The following is a 13,738-nucleotide window of genomic DNA, read 5'->3' as shown; positions in this document are numbered from 1 at the left end:
ACAAGATCCCCGTCCGAGAGGCCCTGCGTCACCTCGACCCACTGATCCAGTTCGCGGCCGGTCGTCACGGGGCGTCGGACGAAGTAGGGAGGATCGGCGGGAACGAAGACGAACTCGCGCCCATCGTCCTCGAGCACGGCCTCCGCGGGGACCATCAAGACCGGCTCTTCGTCCTCGTGGAGGTGAACCCGGGCGAACATGCCGGCTCGCAGCAAACCCTCGCTGTTCGGAACCACCACCCGCACCCTTGCCGCCCGGGTCGTCTCGTCGATCGTCCCGGCGATGCGGTCGACGCGTCCAGGGAAGGAGCGGCCCGGGAAAGCGGGCACAGTCACGCTGGCCCGCGCGGGCCCGCCGGCGAGTCGCCGCTCCATCTCGCGGAGATCATCATCGTCCAGCGATGCCCACACCCACATCTCGGAGGTGTCTCCGACAAGCAGGAGCTGCTGGCCGGGCTCGACCGCGGCGCCCACGCTCAGATCGCGCTCGAGCACCGTCCCGTCGAAAGGAGCCCTCACCGCCAGCGGCGCGCCGTGGACGGCGTCGGCGGAGAGAAGAGCGATTCCCCGGTCATCGAGCCCGCAGGCGCGGAGGCGTTCCCTCGCCGCCTGAGCCGTCGCTGCGGCCGCCTCCCGCGCCGCTTCCGCCTCGAGAAGGTCCTTGCGCGGGCAGATCCGCCTCTCGTAGAGGTCCCGCTCGCGCTCGCGCGTCGCGTCAGCGAGCTTCAAGGACGCTTGAGCCGCAAGATAAGCCGACCGCGCCTCGGCGAACTCAGGGCTCTCGACCGTGAAGAGGATCTCTCCCCGCCGCACGCGGGAGCCCACATCGACATGAATCGACTGCACGGTTCCTGCCGCCCGCGGGCTCAAGAAGGAGGCCTTCTCGCCGTTCAGACAGACCTCCCCATTGTGAGCATCCGCGCCGACAGGCGTTCTGCGCTCGGCGCGTTCCGTGCGAAGCGGCCCATCCTCATCGAGCAGATCGGGGGCGACCTTCACCATTCCGACCTCGTACCGGCACTCGTCGCACTCGTAGGTGGGCGTCCCGTGTTCGCAGGCGTCATCCATGAGATCATCGAGAGTGCGGTCCAGGTCGGAGATCTCTTCCTCGGCCGCGGCATGATGCGACTCGTCGTGAGTCGCGCCACCCCTCTCAAGGGCGCATCCTCCGGCGGCGTACACGAAGAAGAGGATTAGGCCGAGCTTGGCGGCGAACGACATCAATCCGGTGGTCCAATTTGCATCGCGTGTCATTCTCTCTCTCCTTCTTCCATCGCCGCGCTCCATTCCGGACTGCCGCCGGTGAGGCGCCGAAGATCGGCGCGGGCGATCCAGAGCGATCGCAGCGCCTCGACGTATTCCAGTCCTCCCTGCAGGGAGGACCGGTGGGCTTCCATCAGATCGAGAAGACCGAACTTGCCTCGCAGGTAGCCTTCTCGAATCGACGCGTGAATCGCCTGGATGCGGGGCAGGGTCTCCTCGCGCATGGCCCGGCGGTTCACGATCGCGGCCGCGAGCGCATCGTGGGCCGAGGCCCGATCGAGGCGGATCCCGGCGATGGCCGCCCCCCGATCTGCGCGCGCCCGCCGTTCCAGAGCCCGGGCCTGATCGAGCCCTCCCCCCCCACGATCAAAGAGGGGCAGGGCGACCGACACCCCTCCCACATAACTCTGGGAGCCGGTCTCGCTCAGACGTTTCACTCCCCCCCGCACGGCGACATCGGGTAGCCGGGCGCGCCCCGCGAGGCGCGCCTCCGCCTCGGCTCGCTTGAGCCGCGCGTTCGAGAGCTCCACGTCGGGCAGGTCGATCGCCGCAGAGAGGAGCGAGTCTCGGTCGGGCAGTCGCGCGTCGATCTCCAGATGGCCCCGAACGCCGCCGCAATCCTCTTCCTCGCCTCCCCAGAGCCGCGCAAGGGCGCGGAGCGCATCGCGGCGCTCGAGCGTTGCGACGCGGAGTTGGGCCGCGGAAGCCGCCCGCTCCGCCTCCACCCGGTCGATCTCGACCGGCGAGACCTCGCCCGCCTCAACGAGGGCGGTCACCGTCCGGATCATCGCGACCGCGAGGCTGTCGTATTCCTCGAAGACCGCCACGCGGGCATTCGCCGCGAGCGCGTCGGCGAAGCGGCGCTCGATCTCGGCGAGAAGATCCAGCCGCGCGATCGCGAGCGAGTGAAGCGCGGCGTCGCGGCCATGCCGCGCCCCCTCTGACCGCGCCCTCCTTGTCCCGAAGGGCTCTATGCGCTGACTCGCGCTCCACGTGATCTCGGCCCGGTCCCAACCCGGCTCGTCCCCACCCACCCCCTCGACGTCCACATCCAGCTCGGGATTGGCCCAGGCCCGCTCCTGTCTGAGAAGGCCTCGCGCCTCGGCCGCGGCCGCTCGAGCCGCCTCCAGGTCGGCGTTCCCCTCGAGCGCGAGCGCGCGGACCTCGTCGATCGTCAGCGTGGGGCCGCGCGGCCGATGTCTGGGAGTCACCCCGCCCTCGATGGGCAGGCCATCGAGATGATTCGGATCGGCCGACACATCGCGAGCCGTGAACAGCGCCGCGGTCAGTGCCAGAAGGCAGATCAGTCCTGTCAATCGAGTCATCAGTCCCCCGGAGAAACGAGCCCGGTCGCGGGCGGGGATCGAGCCCGGGCCGCGACGATTGGGAATCGATATGGCTACGCGGGGAACGGACTATACGAGAAGGACGATGGACCTCAATCGGCAGAGGCGTGAATCGGGGAGCGACACCGCCCGCGTCGCGTGGGCGGAAGGCTCCGGGGAGAGGGACAGATGGGCCGCGGCCGCCGTGGCGGGAGGAGCCGCGCTCAGATCGGCGAGGCGCGGGGTCGGCACTAGGCGGAGGAGCGGGACGTCCTCGCAATCCTGTTCGCCTTCCGCCTCAGCTTCACCGACTTCAGTCTGGTGGGGATCCGCCGGATCGACGGGATGCGAGGAGGCTCCCTCATGCTCCCCCGTCCCGCAACAACCGCCGACGCCGGTCTTGACTCCGATGTGCCCATCGCTTCCGAAGCAGATGGCCATGTCGAGACCGGCGAGGCAGAGCAGCGACAGGATCAAGAAGCACGCCACGCAGCCGCGGGACATTCTGTCAGATAGGATTCTCATAAGGTCGACACTTGAGTATACCATACCCCCCGGGCCCTGCGGGAGTTCCCTCTCTCGTCAGAAGATCTCCGGGCACCACGGGGCCCGGTCGCGCGGGAAGAGGGCGTCCGCTCTGGCCGCCGCTCCCGGTCGGATCTCCCCGATCCTCCCCGCCCGCGCAAGCTCGGTGAATGTGAACCCCCCGAGATAGACTGAGCCCAGCGCGCCGACCTCGAGGGAGAGATCGGGCTCGTGGCTCGTCCGATCCACGCTCTCGTCAGCGATCCGATAGCGCCCCTCGTTCCACGGACAGAAGGGGTCGGCGACTTCCAGAACCACCGGATCTCCCGAGGCGATCCTCCTGGCCGCGAGGGCCGCCCGCACGTCCACGAGCCTCAGCCACAAGCCGTCGCTCACGCGGTACTTCATGAGGCGCGGCCTGGCCAGGAGCAGGAAGAGCGGGTGATCGACCGGCAGGAGCGACGCCTTTGCGCGCGCGCACCAGTCGATGTCCAGGAGGAAGCGCCAGATCTCGCGGGTCGCATCCCCCGTCGCTCCCATCGCCTCGATCACACTCACGAACCCCGTGGAGACCCCGGCCTCCATCGACTGGTTCATGCGGTAGGTGGCGTATCCTTCCGGCCTCCCATCGAAAGTCAGCAGGACGCGATTCAGGACCCCTCCGCCGCGCCGCTGGCTCTCGGGATCGGCAAGCCGGCGGGCCCGCCACCAATCCTCCGTGCGCGAGAACATCCCCGGGGTCACGCGGCGCACCCGATCATAGATCTCCGAGAAGGGGAGATACGCCTCCTCTTCCCCGACCATGCGGATCCGGCCCCTCGACGTGTGCTCCCGGGCGAAGCCGCTCGAACCCTTCGGCAGATCGATCTCACCGCAGAGGGAAGCCATCCCGTATCCGAAGCGGCCGTAGATGGTCTCTTCAGAGGCCCAGAGATAGGCGACCGGCTCGCCCCGCTCGCGCACGTCGTCGAGTTGGGCGCGCATCATCGCGCGCAGGATCCCCCTGCGCCGATGGGTCGGAAGGACGCCCACCACCGTCACTCCCGCCGCGGGCACGGTCCCGCCGGGGACGGTCAGCTCGAACTCGAAGGCGCCCGCGCCCGCGACGATCGTGCCGTCCTCCCTCGCGGCGTGCATCCGCTCCACCCGGACGGTCCGCGTCCATCGCTCCATGTCCTCGGGTGTCGGCGTTCCGCCGAAGTAGTGCGAGATCGGCTTGAGGGCGCTCGCGACCTCATCGACGCTGGTGCAGGGAGTGACGACGATGCTCATGGCGCCTGCTCCTTTCGCTGGAGTCCGCCGCCATCCTACACGCCCCGGCCCAGCGAGGCGAGACGGGGTTCGATGTCTGCGGGGCTCGATGCCGGACCAGGAGAGGGCCGGCCCCGTCCCCGAGACCGGCCGGCGCGCCGGGGGCTCCTTCCCCCCGCGCAGGGTCAGACCCGCGGCCTCCGCGCGAAGACCTTCACGCTGGCGATGCGGCCTTCGAGGCGTGGCGCCCACTCTTCCGCCACCGCGTCCAGGTTCCCGGCGGCGCAGCAGCACCCCCCGCCGTCAGGATCGCGAAGCTCGGAACCGATCAGAGCCTTGAGGTTCGCCCGATCGTAGACGATCCGCTCGCGGACCTCGATCTCGGTCAGTCCCGCCTGTCTCAATCCCTCGATGTACTCACGTTCGCTGATCGCGCCCGCCAGGCAGGAGGAGTAGAGATGGCGGTCGCGGATGATCTCGGCGGGGAGCCCCTCGGCCACGATGTCGGAGACCAGCATGAAGCCTCCGGGGCGCAACACCCGGGCGATCTCGGCGAAGACCCGCGGCTTCTCGGGCGAGAGGTTGATGACGCAGTTGGAAATCACACAGTCGACGCTGGCGTCGTCGACCGGCAGATCCTCGATGATCCCCTTGCGGACATCGACGTTCGAGAGCCCGGCCGCGGCCACGTTCTCGCGGCACTTCTCGATCATGGCGTCGGTCATGTCCACGCCAATCACCTTTCCGGTGGGCCCCACCTTCCGCGCGGCGAGGAGCAGGTCGATTCCCGCGCCCGATCCCAGATCGAGCACGGTGTCGCCCGCCTTCACATCGGCGAAGGCGAGCGGATTGCCGCAGCCGAACGAGTTGACGACGGCCTCCGCGGGCAGCGCCGCGAGGTCGCCTTCCGCGTAGCCGGCGAGCTTCGCGGCGACCCCCTTGGGAACGGGGCCGGAGCAGCAACTCCCCCCGGAGGGACTCGCGACGGCCCGCGCGTAGTCCTCGGCCACTTCCTTTCGCTTCCGCCCGTGGGTATCCATGAGGTCCTCCATCGATGAAACGACCGCCGCCGCAGCCCTCCTTTCATACTGCTCTCGCAGAGAGGCCGGCTCAAGCCCGTTGCGCGCCGGAGCCTCGCATGTCCGCGGGGGAACCCCCCGACACGCCCATTCAAGGCGGGAATCGATCACCTTGACCCCCGTTTCTGCCGAAGATAGGATTACGGGTCGCGTTCGATGGACACGCATACGGGAGCTGCCATGAAGGTCCTGCTGATCAATCCGCCGCGCTTCAACGAGCTGATCGGGAAGAATCCCGCGATCGTCGAGAAGCACAGAGGCTTCAACCCGCCTCTCGGGGTTCTCTCGCTGGCGGGATACCTGGAAGCCCACACCGACCATCAGGTCGAAGTCCTGGACGCGCAGCCCCACGGCTGGACCTATCCCGAGCTCGCGCAGGAGATCTCGAGACACGCCTTCGACGTCGTGGGAATCACGGCGATGACCTTCACCCTGATCGATGTCATCCTCACCTGCCAGATCGTGCGCGAGGTGGCGCCGGCGGCCAGGATCGTGCTGGGGGGACCCCACGTTCATCTCTACCCGGACGAGACCATCCGGCGCCCCGAGGTCGACTTCCTGATCCAGGGCGAGGGCGAGATCGCGTTCGCCGAGTTCCTGGGCAAGATCGGCGCGCCCGAGCTCTGGCCCGAAGTCAAGGGGCTCGTCTACATCGATCCCGTCTCAGGCAAGATCGTCAACAACGGAATCGCGCCCAGCACCACCGACCTCGACATCCTGGGTTTCCCGGCGCGCCACAAGCTCGACGTGAATCTCTACACGTCGCTTCTCGGCAGGAGCGACGTCATCACGACCATGTTCACGAGTCGCGGATGCCCGTACCGGTGCACCTTCTGCGATCGTCCCTACTCCCCCGTCATCTCGGGGTTCCGCTGGCGATCGGCGCGGCATGTCGCCGACGAGATCGAGGAGTGCCTGCGCCTCGGCATCGGCGAGGCGTTCATCTATGACGACACCTTCACCGTCCGCAAGGACCGCGTCTATCAGCTTTGCGAGGAGATAGGAAGGCGCAAGCTCAAGTTCCGCTGGGACGTCCGCGCCCACGTGAACACGATCGACGCCGATCTCCTGCGCGCGATGGCCTCGGCCGGCTGCGACCGCATCCACTACGGCGTGGAGAGCGGCAACGACCGGATGCTCAAGGTCATCAAGAAGAACAGCACGGTGGAGCGGATCAAGAACGCCTTCCGCTGGACGAGGGAGGCGGGGATGGAGACGCTCGCCTACTTCATCATCGGGCAGCAGACCGAGACGCGAAGCGATATCGAGGATTCGATCCGCCTCGCGCGCGAGCTCAATCCCAACTACGTCCACTTCACGATCTTCTGCCCCTATCCCGGAACGGAGATCTACTTCAAGGGGCTCGAGCAGGGGATCATCAAGGAGGACGTCTGGCGCAAGTTCGCCGAGGATCCGAAGCCGGGATACGAGCTGCCCGTCTGGGAGGAGAACTTCACCAGGCAGGAGCTTCGCGAGATGCTCGTCGAGTGCTACAAGGGCTTCTACCTGAGGCCCGGGTATGTTCTTCGCAATCTCCTGCGCGTCCGCTCGCCGGGGGAGCTGAAGCGGAAGGTCAAGGCAGGCTTCTCGGTCTTCAGGATGAGCCCCAACCAGAAGGTCTTCGAAGAGAAGATGGCCTCCCAGGTCAAGGACGCCGTCCCGCGCGCGCCGATCGACCTGCACTCCTAGACCATCCGGAGCGCCCGCGCCGGGCATCAGAGCGGTTCGCGCGCTCCCGAGACGCTCGCCTCGCGCATCAGCTCGTCCCGGTCGTGAGGCGCCTCCCCAACGCGAGACAGAGCGCCAGCGCGAGGCCGATGAGGAACCCGATCCCCACGTTGTCCAGGGACAGGCATGCGCCCGCGGTGAGGAACATCGTCAGCGCGGATGCCCGCTCTGTCTGATCTCGCGTCACCAGGGCCAGCTCGGTGCCGCTGACGGCGAGCATCACGCCGAGGATGCTTGCCGGGAACGAGCGGCAAAGGGCGAGCAGGGAGGCGCCGAAGAGAAGTGCGACGGCGATCTTCGCCGCGCCGAGAAAGAGGATGGAGCCGTTCGTCCGCGCTCCGAAACGATACTGCCCTGCAAGACCCCCGGCCCCGTGGCACATCGGCATCCCCCCGAACCAGGCCGCGACCAAGTTCATGCAGCCGACCGAGACCGCCACCTTCCGCGGGGGCGCCGGCCGTTCCGGGAAGAGATCCGAGGAGAGGGCGCAGACGGCGACCACGGAATTGAGCGCTGTCAGCGGGATCTGGGGCAGGGCCGCTTTCGAGAAGGCCGAGGCGAAGTCACCCCACTCTGGGGGCGTCCAGCGCGGAACCCAGGGGACGATCCGGAGGGACGCGAGGACACCCGGCTCCTTCCCGACCGCCAGGATCAGACCGGCGACGAAGAGGACGAGGGCCACCGGCACCCTGCGCGAGAGGAAGAGCGCCATGACCATGAGGGCCGAGAGCGCGCCTGTGAGATAACTGTCGGGGCCGATCGCGATGCGCGTGCCCGCCACCATCTGGAGTCCCTTCATGAGGAGCGAGAGGCCCAGCGCGAGCTGAAGTCCGCGCACAACGCTCTTCGGCACGATCCTGCTCACCCATCCGATCAGGCCAGTGACCCCCAGCGCCAGGATGACCGCGCTGACCGTGATTCCCGCCGCCAGAATCTCGGGGACCGTGAGACCCTTGGTGAGCGCGATCGCGGCGATCGCCTTCATCGGCTGGACGGCCATCGGGATGGAAAACGCGAGGCCTGTCACGATGTTGAAGAGCCCGGCGAAGAAGAGCGACGCGCCGAAGTCCATCCCGTTCTGGATGGACAGTGCGACGAGAAGCGGCAGGAAAGTCCCCATGTCGCCGAGCGAGCCGGCGATCTCGTTGCGGTCGAGCTTCGCGTGCTTGAGCCTGCTGAGCATCGCCGGATGGTCGCAGTCCCGATTCCGGCTGTCCAGATCTGACGTCCCGGTCTGACGTCCCGGCCCTTGGACAGGCCGACGGGCGATCCAGCGACTCTAATCGACATCGGCGATCGACAGTCGATCGCATGGACAATTGTTCGGTTGAAACCCGGCAGCGCCATCGGGTATAATACTCGCAGGAAGCAGAAACCCTTCACGGCCGGTTCAGCCCGCCGGACCGCCTGGGCAGCAAAGAAAGAGTGGCTGACCGAGAGGTGCGCCATGTTATCTCGTTACATGAAAGCTGGTTGGATGGTTGTGCTGGTCGGGCTTGTGCTTGTCCCGATGCCAAGCCAGGCTGTCTTCTACTACGGATCCTTGTCCTATCCCACGGGCCTTGACGCCCTGGGGCACTGGGCGACGACAATCGGGCAAGCGTCGACCCTGAGCTGGAGGGTGACCGAGACGAGCACGCCTGGGTGGTGGACCTATAGATACGAGCTCAGCCATCCTCCCGGAAAGACCGAGCGGCTGATCCTCGAGACATCTCTCGACCTATCCTCCGGGGACATCGCAAACGTCCGAGTCAACGATGCCGGAGGCAGCCTCGTCCCCTATCTCCTCATGCCCGGCGACATCGGCACTCACGGGCCTGGCGAAGGCAATGACGGGATGCCGGGCGACATCCACGGAATTCTCTTCAACCGCGGCATTCGAGGGATCGTGACGACCATCGAGTTCGACAGCCGCTGGATGCCCGCCTGGGGAGACTTCTATGCGAAGGGCGATGGCTTCCCCACGGTGGACGCCACCTGGAACTCCGGTTTCACGGCCGCCGATCCTCTCGATCCGATCGGCGACGGATCCACCAAGTATCATGTGTTGGTTCCTGCGGCGCTGGTGGAGCCGATCCCCGAACCGGCCACTCTCCTCCTTCTCGGAACGGGGCTGCTGGCCGCGGCGGGGCTGCGAAGGAAGCGAAACTAGGCGTCCATCCCGAGCGGCAGGGCCCTCATGGGATTGCCGCCCCCGAGCGACGCCTATCTTGGAGGCGCCTGCAGCGAGCATGCAGGCGTCTCATCTCAGAACTGTCAGTTTAGAGGAGTAGAATCGGCTGCCTATCCCCAGCCGGTAGCCGTAGACGCCGGCGGCAACGGCATTGCCTTCATCATCCCTCCCGTCCCAGGTGAGACGCTGGGGACCCGAGACTGCCGGAGGGCTCATGAGGCGTCGCATCAGTCGACCCCCCAGATCGAAGATCTCGAGCGTCACCTCGGCAGGCTGCCGCAGCTCATAGGAGAGGCTGGTGGTGGCGCTGAACGGATTGGGGCCGCCCGTCACGATGGGAATCATCGGGTCGGTCTCCTCGGCTTCAGGAGTTCCACGCTTCTTGAGAGGAACACTCCTGCTGAGAGCGAAGACCTCCACAGGTCTCCCGTCGCTCGAACTGATCTCCATCGCCATCAGGGCGAGCCCCCGGCCTGCGCGCCTGGGTCCGCTCAGAGCACCCAGCGAGAGCCAGCGCATCTCCAACAGAACGGGCGGCCCGTTCCACGTCTCGGGACTCCCCGTCACGACCCCGCGTATGTACAGGGTGCCTTGCGCGGTGTCCCGAGCGTCCGCCTGGCAATCCGGGCATAGCTGCATCCTGGGATCGATTGACGCTCCCTCGAATCGCAGAACCGCCCGATCGTAATCCAGGCGAAGCTCGAGCTTCCGGGGAGAGCCGCCGCCGGCTGACAACAAGAGACGCGTCGTGAAATATCCGCCGATCTCGACGGAATCAGTGGGGACCTCCATATACAGGACGACGTGCGCGGCATCATTCGCTGCAGCCGCGGCGCCTGAAAGACAGCAGATGAAGGCGATTGCCACGGCGCAGGCCAGCGCCGGCGACAATGCAGGATGTCTGGTTTCGGGCATGTCGGGCGGGAGTCTAAGGGCTTGTCTGACGCGCGTCCACTATTCCCTTAAGATTTCCGACTTGGCGGGCGAAGCGGGCATTCCCCCGGCGCACGCGCGGCGCGCCCGCTCTCTTGTCGGGTCCGATCAGGCGCATCCGAGAGCCGCTAGTTATAGAGCTTCCCCTCGGCGTGCCTCTTGCGGAGCTTCGAAAGCATGTCGGTCGTCATTGCCTCGAGATCGAAGCTCGGCTTCCAGCCCCACTCCTCCCTCGCGGCGGAGTCATCGAGGGACTGCGGCCAGGAGTCGGCGATCTGCTGGCGGAAGTCCGGCGCATAGGCGACCTGGAAGTCGGGGATGTGCCTGCGGATCGACGCAGCCAGCTCCCCCGCGGAGAAGCTCATCGCCGTGACGTTGAAGTCGCCATGGTGCTTGAGCGATCCGAAGTCCGCCTCCATGAGATCCATCGTCGCCTTGATGCAGTCGGGCATGTACATCATCGGCAGCCGCGTATCCTCGCGCAGGAAGCATGTGTACTTCTTCTCCTCGATCGCCTTGTAGTAGATCTCCACGGCGTAGTCGGTCGTGCCGCCGCCCGGAAGGGTCTCGGCCGAGATGATGCCCGGATACCTCAGCCCCCTCGCGTCGACGCCGAAGCGCTTGACGTAGTAGTCGCACAGCAGCTCGCCCGTGACCTTGGTGACCCCGTACATGGTGGCCGGCTTGAGCACCGTGTCGTTCGGCGTGTTCACGCTGGGGCACCCCGCGCCAAAGACCGCCATCGAGCTGGGACAGAGAACCTGTGTGAGCTCCAGCTCGCGGGCGAGCTCGAGCGTGTTGATCAGTCCAGTGACGTTGATCTCCCAGCATAGCTGTGGGTTCTTCTCTCCCACGGCCGAGAGGATCGCCGCCATGTTGATGATCGTGTCGATCTTGTACTTGCCGATGACTTCCTTCATCCGCGCCGGGTCGGTCACATCGGCCCATTCGAAGGGGCCCGATTCAAGAAGGGCCTTGGATGGCTGCGTCTTCCGCCCGCAGGCCACAACACTCTCCGCTCCGTAGCGCTCCCGCAGCGCGAGGGTCAGTTCCGAGCCGATCTGGCCGACCGACCCCGTGACCAAGATCCTGGCAATCTTCTTCCCCGCCATCGCTCCCTCCTTTGTCCCCTGCCCGATCGCCGCGACCCGGTCGCCTAGGCGATGACCTTCAGCTCCTTGCCGATCTTCGTGAACGCCGCGACTGCCTTCTTGATCTGCTCCTCTTCATGCGCGGCGGAGAGCTGGACCCGGATGCGGGCCTGTCCGCGGGGCACGACTGGATGGGAGAAGCCGATCACGTAGATCCCTTCCTTGAGGAGGCGATCGGCGAACTCGCCCGCCAGCCGGGCGTCGTCTTCGAACTTGCCGAACATGATCGGCACGATCGGATGGTCGCCGGGGCGGATGTCGAATCCCGCCTCGGTCATCATCCTGCGGAACATCTTCTGGTTGCGCTCGAGCTTGTCGCGCAGCTCGGTCGTGGCGGAGAGGAGATCCATCACCGCCACCGTGCCCGCCGCGACGGTGGGGGCGAGAGTGTTCGAGAAGAGATAGGGACGCGACTTCTGGCGCAGCCACTCGATCAGCTCGGCCCGGCCCGAAGTGCAGCCGCCCGACGCTCCGCCCAGCGCCTTGCCGAAGGTGGTCGTGATCAGATCGACCTTGTCCATCACCCCGTGGTACTCGTGAGTGCCTCGTCCCTTGCTTCCGATGAACCCGGTCGCGTGGGAATCGTCGACCATGAGGAGGGCGTCGTACTTCTGGGTGAGAGCCGCGATCTCCTTGAGGGGGGCGATGTCTCCGTCCATGGAGAAGACTCCGTCGGTCGCGACCATGCGGTACTTCGCGTCTTGCGTCTCCTTGAGCTTCGCCTCGAGGTCGGCCATGTCCAAGTGGCTGTAGATGAGGCGCCGGGCCTTGCAGAGACGGATGCCGTCGATGACAGAGGCGTGATTCAGCGCGGCTGTGATGATCGCGCAGTCCTGATCGAGGAGGGGCTCGAACACTCCTCCGTTGGCATCGAAGCAGGCGGCGTAGAGGATCGTGTCCTCCGTGCCGAGAAAGTCCGAGAGCTTGCGCTCGAGCGTCTTGTGGAGCTCCTGCGTGCCGCAGATGAAGCGCACCGACGACATCCCGTATCCCCACCGGTCGAGCGCCTGATGGGCGGCCTCGATCAACTTGGGATGGGAAGAGAGGCCGAGGTAGTTGTTGGCGCAGAAGTTCAGGACCGATTCGCCCGTGGCCACCTTGATCTGCGGCCCTTGAGGCGTCGTGATGATCCTCTCCTTCTTGAAGAGGCCCGCGTCCCGGATCTCGGCGATGTTCCTCTTGAGGTCTTCCTTGATCTTCCCGTACATCTGCGTAACCTCCCTACCGCCACCCCGGGCGGGTCTTCACGGGCAGCCCAAGCCAAGCCAAAGCACGGAGTATAGGCGCGGGGCGACGCTTCGTCAACGCCGGGAAGCTGCCGCTACGAGACCCGCCTAGCCGTACTTGAGAACCATCGCCTGCAACGTGTCGGCGATGTCCTCGGCGCGGTCGGTCGCCTTCTCCAGGATCGTGTAGATCTCGCTCCACTTGAGTCCCAGAATGAGCGACTCGATGGTGTGGGGGCCTGAGTCGTACCGCTTCGCCAGCGCTCCCCGCAAGACCTCGTCGGCCTTGTTCTCCAGATCGTGGATCTCCCTCGAGATCTCGAGGATCTCCTTCATCTTCCCCCGGGACCTGAGCATGCATAGCGCGCGCGCGAGGATCTCGGCCTGCTGGAAGATGAGCCGGCCGAACTCCATCGCCGTAGGCGTCACCTCCCGGATCGAGTATGCCTGCAGGCGCACGGCCGCGGCCCAGGCGAAATCGACCACATCGTCGATGCGACGGATGAGGAAGGCGATATCCTCGCGGTCGAACGGGGTGACGAAGGTGCGGTTCAGCGTGTCGAGCGTCGTATGGGTGATCTCGTCCCCCTTGTGCTCCAGTTCGTGCAGGCGCTCGAGCTTCCCCTCGAGCGAGCTGTTGTCCTCGAGCAGCCCTCGGAGCGCTCGAGCCGACTCGAGCATGTTGGATGCAGCGTTCTCTATGAAGTCGTAGAATTGGCGATTCTCTGGTATCAGGCTCAGTCGCATCCCATTATCCCCCTCAGCGGAGACCCACCAGTTGAAAGAGCTTCGCGGACAGGAAACCCAGCACGCCGCAGATCGGGAAGGTCAGGACCCACGCGGTGGCGATCTCCCCGGCCACTCCCCAGCGAACCGCGGAGAGCCGCCGCGCGGACCCGACTCCCATGATCGCCGTTGAGATCGTGTGCGTGGTCGAGAGCGGTATCCCCACCCTGGAGGCGAACTCGATCACGGAGGCGGCCCCGGTCTCGGCAGCGAATCCCTGGACGGGCTCCAGCCTCGTCACCCGCGTCCCGAGCGTGTGGATGATCCGCCAGCCGCCGACCGCCGTCCCGATCCCCATC

At 66.3% G+C, this 13,738-nt stretch carries 13 protein-coding genes; 2 read left to right on the top strand and 11 right to left on the bottom strand.

The window, feature by feature from the left end; translation table 11 throughout:
- The 5 genes from FJY88_07695 to arsM all read right to left on the bottom strand — a co-directional run.
- On the bottom strand, positions 1–1,286 hold a 1,286-nt coding region (locus FJY88_07695), incomplete at its 3' end, for an efflux RND transporter periplasmic adaptor subunit (protein MBM3287217.1).
- Positions 1,250–2,587, bottom strand: a complete 1,338-nt coding sequence (locus tag FJY88_07690; protein MBM3287216.1) for a TolC family protein — start codon at positions 2,585–2,587, stop codon at positions 1,250–1,252. The genes FJY88_07695 and FJY88_07690, both read right to left, overlap by 37 nt.
- A gap of 90 nt (positions 2,588–2,677) precedes the next feature.
- Positions 2,678–3,076, bottom strand: a complete 399-nt coding sequence (locus tag FJY88_07685) for a hypothetical protein (protein ID MBM3287215.1) — start codon at positions 3,074–3,076, stop codon at positions 2,678–2,680.
- Between the two features lie 93 nt (positions 3,077–3,169).
- Positions 3,170–4,384, bottom strand: coding sequence for a GNAT family N-acetyltransferase (locus tag FJY88_07680; GenBank protein MBM3287214.1), 1,215 nt, complete (start codon positions 4,382–4,384; stop codon positions 3,170–3,172).
- Positions 4,385–4,548: 164 nt separating this feature from the next.
- Positions 4,549–5,763 carry an arsenite methyltransferase gene (arsM, locus tag FJY88_07675; protein ID MBM3287213.1) on the bottom strand — a complete coding sequence of 405 codons (1,215 nt, stop codon included), beginning with the start codon at positions 5,761–5,763 and terminating at the stop codon, positions 4,549–4,551.
- Between arsM and FJY88_07670 the strand changes: the two genes are divergently transcribed.
- Positions 5,599–7,131, top strand: coding sequence for a radical SAM protein (locus FJY88_07670; GenBank protein ID MBM3287212.1), 1,533 nt, complete (start codon positions 5,599–5,601; stop codon positions 7,129–7,131). The genes arsM and FJY88_07670 overlap by 165 nt on opposite strands.
- 67 nt (positions 7,132–7,198) lie before the next feature.
- On the opposite strand, the gene FJY88_07665 is transcribed toward FJY88_07670, so the two are convergent.
- Positions 7,199–8,353: a sulfate transporter gene (locus tag FJY88_07665; GenBank protein ID MBM3287211.1), complete on the bottom strand. Its 1,155-nt coding sequence runs from the start codon at positions 8,351–8,353 to the stop codon at positions 7,199–7,201.
- Positions 8,354–8,617: 264 nt separating this feature from the next.
- Here FJY88_07665 and FJY88_07660 point away from each other — a divergent pair, with 264 nt between their 5' ends.
- Positions 8,618–9,322: a PEP-CTERM sorting domain-containing protein gene (locus FJY88_07660; GenBank protein MBM3287210.1), complete on the top strand. Its 705-nt coding sequence runs from the start codon at positions 8,618–8,620 to the stop codon at positions 9,320–9,322.
- A gap of 90 nt (positions 9,323–9,412) precedes the next feature.
- On the opposite strand, the gene FJY88_07655 is transcribed toward FJY88_07660, so the two are convergent.
- From FJY88_07655 to FJY88_07635, 5 genes are all read right to left on the bottom strand, one after another.
- Positions 9,413–10,258 carry a hypothetical protein gene (locus FJY88_07655; GenBank protein ID MBM3287209.1) on the bottom strand — a complete coding sequence of 282 codons (846 nt, stop codon included), beginning with the start codon at positions 10,256–10,258 and terminating at the stop codon, positions 9,413–9,415.
- A 146-nt stretch (positions 10,259–10,404) separates the two neighbouring features.
- The gene (locus FJY88_07650) at positions 10,405–11,373 is read right to left on the bottom strand and encodes an NAD-dependent epimerase/dehydratase family protein (protein MBM3287208.1); all 969 of its coding nucleotides are present in this window, start codon (positions 11,371–11,373) and stop codon (positions 10,405–10,407) included.
- Between the two features lie 59 nt (positions 11,374–11,432).
- A complete protein-coding gene (gene kbl / locus FJY88_07645; protein ID MBM3287207.1) occupies positions 11,433–12,635 on the bottom strand; it encodes a glycine C-acetyltransferase in 1,203 nt (400 codons plus the stop codon).
- A gap of 126 nt (positions 12,636–12,761) precedes the next feature.
- On the bottom strand, positions 12,762–13,400 hold the full coding sequence (locus FJY88_07640; protein ID MBM3287206.1) for a DUF47 family protein: 639 nt from the start codon (positions 13,398–13,400) through the stop codon (positions 12,762–12,764).
- Between the two features lie 13 nt (positions 13,401–13,413).
- Positions 13,414–13,738: inorganic phosphate transporter (locus FJY88_07635; GenBank protein ID MBM3287205.1), on the bottom strand; the 325-nt coding region annotated here is incomplete at its 5' end.

This window comes from Candidatus Eisenbacteria bacterium, from assembly GCA_016867495.1.
Lineage (GTDB): Bacteria > Eisenbacteria > RBG-16-71-46 > CAIMUX01 > VGJL01 > VGJL01.
This window is presented reverse-complemented; position numbering and strand designations above follow the sequence as displayed.

Coding starts and splice junctions, on each gene's coding strand:
- FJY88_07665 (MBM3287211.1), bottom strand. CDS start 8,353: ATGCTCAGCAGGCTCAAGCACGCGAAGCTCGACCGCAACGAGATCGCC.
- arsM (MBM3287213.1), bottom strand. CDS start 5,763: ATGGTCGGTGTGGGCTTCCAGGTATCCCGCCAGCGAGAGAACCCCGAG.
- kbl (MBM3287207.1), bottom strand. CDS start 12,635: ATGTACGGGAAGATCAAGGAAGACCTCAAGAGGAACATCGCCGAGATC.
- FJY88_07655 (MBM3287209.1), bottom strand. CDS start 10,258: ATGCCCGAAACCAGACATCCTGCATTGTCGCCGGCGCTGGCCTGCGCC.
- FJY88_07660 (MBM3287210.1), top strand. CDS start 8,618: ATGTTATCTCGTTACATGAAAGCTGGTTGGATGGTTGTGCTGGTCGGG.
- FJY88_07640 (MBM3287206.1), bottom strand. CDS start 13,400: ATGCGACTGAGCCTGATACCAGAGAATCGCCAATTCTACGACTTCATA.
- FJY88_07690 (MBM3287216.1), bottom strand. CDS start 2,587: ATGACTCGATTGACAGGACTGATCTGCCTTCTGGCACTGACCGCGGCG.
- FJY88_07670 (MBM3287212.1), top strand. CDS start 5,599: ATGGACACGCATACGGGAGCTGCCATGAAGGTCCTGCTGATCAATCCG.
- FJY88_07680 (MBM3287214.1), bottom strand. CDS start 4,384: ATGAGCATCGTCGTCACTCCCTGCACCAGCGTCGATGAGGTCGCGAGC.